Genomic DNA, 3,940 nt, shown 5'->3' with positions numbered 1-3,940 from the left:
CCGCGGGCGCGGACGGCCCGTCGGGATCGTCGGGCGCGCCGCGCGAGCTGCCCGGCGCCAGCACCCCGGCGTTCACCGAGGAGATGCGCGCCACCCACACGATCCTCATGCCGCAGATGAGTCCGGTTCATTTCGGTCCGCTCGCACCGCTTATGCGACGCCTGGGCTACAAGGTCGAGCTGCTCGAACAGGCCAGTAGGGAGGACCTTGACGTCGGCCTGCGCTACGTCAACAACGATGCCTGCTTCCCCGCGATCATGGTCATCGGCCAGCTCATCGGGGCTTTCGAGGACGGGTCCCACGACCCCGACCGCTGCGTCGTCGCCATCTCCCAGACCGGCGGCATGTGCCGTGCTACCAACTACGCCGGCATGCTCCGCAAGGGCCTGCACGACGCCGGCTACACCCAGGTCCCCGTCCTGGCCGTCTCCCTGCAGGGCATCGAGGAGAACCCCGGGTTCAAGGTCACTGCGACTCTCGCGCTCAAGATCGTCCAGGGCATCGTCATCGGCGACACCCTCAACACCTGCCTGCTGCGCGTGCGCCCCTACGAGGCCCAGGAGGGGGCTACCAACCGCCTCGTAGAACGGTGGAATGCGATCATCGGGGAATTCTTCGGGCGCAGGGGACGCTGCCCCACCTGGGGCGGGCGGCTGGGCTATCGGCGTCTGCTGCGCGAGATGGTCCGCGAGTTCGACTCCCTGCCCAGGCGCGATATCCCCCGTAAGCCGCGCGTCGGCGTCGTCGGAGAGATTCTGGTCAAATTCCAGCCCGACGCCAACAATCACGTCGTCGATCAGATCGAGGCCGAGGGCTGCGAGGCCGTCGTTCCGGGGCTGCTCCCCTTCTTCCTCAGCGGTCCGGTCACCGCCCAGTGGAAGGCCGACGCCTACGGCATCGGAGTGAATTCCGTGGCCAGGAACAAGGCCGCCGTCTGGTTCCTGGAGCAGGTCCAGGGGCCGGCGCGGGCGGCGCTCGCCGCCTGCGGGGGGACCTTCGACGTCGAGTCCTCCAGCGCCGACATGATGGACAAGGCCTCGCAGATCCTCTCCCTGGGCAACCAGGCGGGCGAGGGGTGGCTGCTGACCGCGGAGATGATCGAGCTCATCGAGCACGGCGCGCCGAACATCGTGTGCTGCCAGCCCTTCGGCTGCCTGCCCAACCACGTCATCGGCAAGGGCATGTTCCGCGAGATCCGCCGCCGCTACCCGCAGGCCAACGTCGTCGGCATCGACTACGACCCGAGCGCCAGTGAGGTCAATCAGCTCAACCGGCTCAAGCTCATGATCTCCACCGCGCACATGGTCCATGAGCAGCAGGCCGAGGAGCAGGCCGCCGAGAGGAGCTCGGCTCCTGCCGACGGCGCCGGGGTGCGACCCGTGGGCGGCCCGGAGACGGACCGCGCCGATGGCCCCGGACTCGGCGAGCTCGTCGCCGGCCTGGGTCCGGCCCCGGACGCTACGCCCCAGTCCCCTGATGTCGCCGCCTCGGAGTGGGTCGAGGCGGCGAGAGACTGAGATCCGGGTGCGCATCAGCCGGGAGCGCCCGGCTCTCAGTCCCTCGGCGCGCTTTCACCGGGCCGTGCCCTTAGCGGAGCCGGTGAGCATTCCTCCGTTGACCTCGCCCACCGCGCAGGAGATGATGCGATCGCCGTAGGTCCACGAGCCCGGAGAGGGGCTGAGGGTGTAGGTGGTGTAGGCCAGGGTCCTGTCAACGCTGATGCCGACGTAGTCCTCGAATGAGTCGTAGCAGGCCTTGCTGACTTCCAGATCCATATCGGAGGGGTAGGTGCTGCCGCTGATCTGGGAGATGTTGTAGACCTCGTAGGTATGGGGGGACGAGCAATCGGTGACGGAGACGTCGTTGACGGAGTCGGTGTTCCCCGGGTCGGTGTTGTCGAAGCAGTCGCCCACCTTGAGATCGTTGGCCTTGATCCTCCTGCCCGAGGACGAGGCTGTTGGCGTCGGCGTCTTTGTGCTCGGACTCGAGGAGGCGCTGGGAACGGGCGCGGTGCTTCCACTGCTCGCCGAGGTCGAGGCGACGGGGATCTGATCCTGACAGGCGGCCAGACCCAATGCGAGAAGAAGAGCGACGGGGGCGGCGAATACGCGAACGGGCGATGTGAACATGGTGAGAGCATGCCAGAAACCATGTTTCGTCACCATGGGGAGGTGACCCCGACGGGGCCGCCTCCCCATAGTGCCCTCGGGTGTCCCGGTGGTGTCTCGCGTGCGGTTCGCTCTCCCGCCCTCGTCCGCGTCTCACGCCGTCGGAAAGGGGATTCCGGCTCGGAGAGGCGACGGACGCGATGGCGGAGGATGGGGGATTCGAACCCCCGAGGGCTTGCACCCAACACGCTTTCCAAGCGTGCGCCATAGGCCACTAGGCGAATCCTCCAGGCATCCCGCACGGACGGCAGTGGAGCGCCGACCGCGCGCAACGGACATGGAATATATCGGACACCGCGCATCGGGGCCAGCTGCTCTGGGTGGCATCAATCACGCGGCCCGGGGGGCGCGTGACCGACCCCGGACACCCGGTGCGGCGGGCGGTGCGGATCCTCATGGGTGCTCCGCACCTGAGACACCCGGCGCGCTCGGCGGCGCGCGCCCGCTCCGCCATCGGGTACACTCGTGGCCGGCCCCTCGTGCGGCGTCATCCAGTGAATCCCCCAGGACCGGAAGGTAGCAAGGGTAAGCGGGCTCTGGCGGGTGCACGGGGGGTCTTCGCCCCGGCTCCGAGGAGACCGACCGCGCCCGGCAACCCGGTGCGGAGCGCCGTCGGTCCCGTTTAGAGTCGGACCGTGACCACCGCCCTGTACCGCCGCTACCGCCCCGACACGTTCCAGGACGTCATCGGGCAGGACCACGTGACCGCCCCGCTCATGGCGGCGTTGCGCGGCGACCGCGTCACCCACGCCTACCTCTTCTCCGGCCCGCGAGGCTGCGGCAAGACCACCTCCGCCCGCATTCTGGCGCGCTGTCTGAACTGCGAGCGCTTCCCCACCGACACCCCGTGCGGCCGGTGCCCGAGTTGCCGCGATCTGGCCACCGGCGGACCCGGCAGCCTCGATGTCGTCGAGATCGACGCCGCCTCCCACAACGGCGTCGACGATGCCCGAGACCTGCGCGAGCGCGCCTCCTTCGCCCCGGCTCGCGACCGCTTCAAGATCTTCATCCTCGACGAGGCCCACATGGTCACCCCGCAGGGCTTCAACGCCCTGCTCAAACTCGTCGAGGAGCCGCCGGCGCACGTGAAGTTCGTCTTCGCCACCACCGAGCCGGAGAAGGTCATCGGCACGATCCGCTCGCGCACTCACCACTACCCCTTCCGCCTCGTCGCCCCGGATGCGCTCGAGACCTACCTCGCCCACCTGTGCGGGAGCGAGGGCGTGCGGGTCGGCCCCGGCGTCTTCCCGCTGGTGACCCGCGCCGGCGGCGGGTCGGTGCGCGACACCCTGTCGGTGATGGACCAGCTCATCGGCGGGGCGGTCGACGGCGAGGTGGACTACACCCGCGCCGTCGCCCTCCTGGGCTACACCGACACCACCCTGCTCGATTCCTGCGTCGACGCCCTGGCGGCCTGCGACGGCGCCGGGGTCTTTCGAGTGGTGGACCGCATCGTCTCCTCCGGCCACGACCCGCGCCGGTTCGTCGAGGATCTGCTTCAGCGGTTGCGGGACCTGCTGGTCATCGCCCTGGCCGGTTCGGAGGCCGGCCCGGCGCTCGGCTCGCTGCCCGCGGACGAGCTGACCCGCATGGAGGGCCAGTCGCGCACCATTGGCGCGGCGGGTCTGTCACGCGCGGCCGATGTGACCGCGCAGGCCCTGTCGCAGATGGTCGGGGCGACCTCCCCGCGCCTCCAGCTCGAGCTGCTCATGGCCCGGCTCCTCGTGGCCGACCAGCGCGTCACGGCCCCGGCCGCCCCGGCTCCGGCGGCG

Annotated in this window: 2 protein-coding genes, 1 tRNA gene, 1 other RNA gene and 1 pseudogene; 3 read left to right on the top strand and 2 right to left on the bottom strand. The window is 69.7% G+C overall.

The genetic code is table 11. The annotated features are described in order from the left end of the window. Positions 1–1,517 (top strand): annotated as a pseudogene (locus tag HMPREF9062_RS01040) (2-hydroxyacyl-CoA dehydratase); the annotation flags it as partial. Positions 1,518–1,571: 54 nt separating this feature from the next. Here HMPREF9062_RS01040 and HMPREF9062_RS12315 read toward each other — a convergent pair. Beyond that, the gene (locus HMPREF9062_RS12315) at positions 1,572–2,129 is read right to left on the bottom strand and encodes a septum formation family protein (protein WP_172634816.1); all 558 of its coding nucleotides are present in this window, start codon (positions 2,127–2,129) and stop codon (positions 1,572–1,574) included. 180 nt (positions 2,130–2,309) lie between these two features. Further along, a tRNA-Ser gene (locus tag HMPREF9062_RS01030) sits at positions 2,310–2,397 on the bottom strand. Positions 2,398–2,636: 239 nt separating this feature from the next. Between HMPREF9062_RS01030 and ffs the strand changes: the two genes are divergently transcribed. Both ffs and HMPREF9062_RS01025 read left to right on the top strand, forming a co-directional pair. Beyond that, an RNA gene (gene ffs, locus HMPREF9062_RS12260) (signal recognition particle sRNA small type) lies at positions 2,637–2,731 on the top strand. Positions 2,732–2,803: 72 nt separating this feature from the next. Then, the coding region (locus HMPREF9062_RS01025) for a DNA polymerase III subunit gamma and tau (RefSeq protein WP_009409751.1) at positions 2,804–3,940 on the top strand (1,137 nt) is incomplete at its 3' end.

Source organism: Actinomyces sp. oral taxon 448 str. F0400, from assembly GCF_000220835.1.
Taxonomy (GTDB): Bacteria; Actinomycetota; Actinomycetes; order Actinomycetales; family Actinomycetaceae; genus Actinomyces.
Note: the sequence above shows the minus strand (reverse complement) of the source record. Positions and strands in the feature narration are given on the sequence as shown.

Excerpts from the sequence above, each read along its gene's own strand:
- HMPREF9062_RS12315 (WP_172634816.1), bottom strand. The coding sequence starts at position 2,129 with ATGTTCACATCGCCCGTTCGCGTATTCGCCGCCCCCGTCGCTCTTCTT.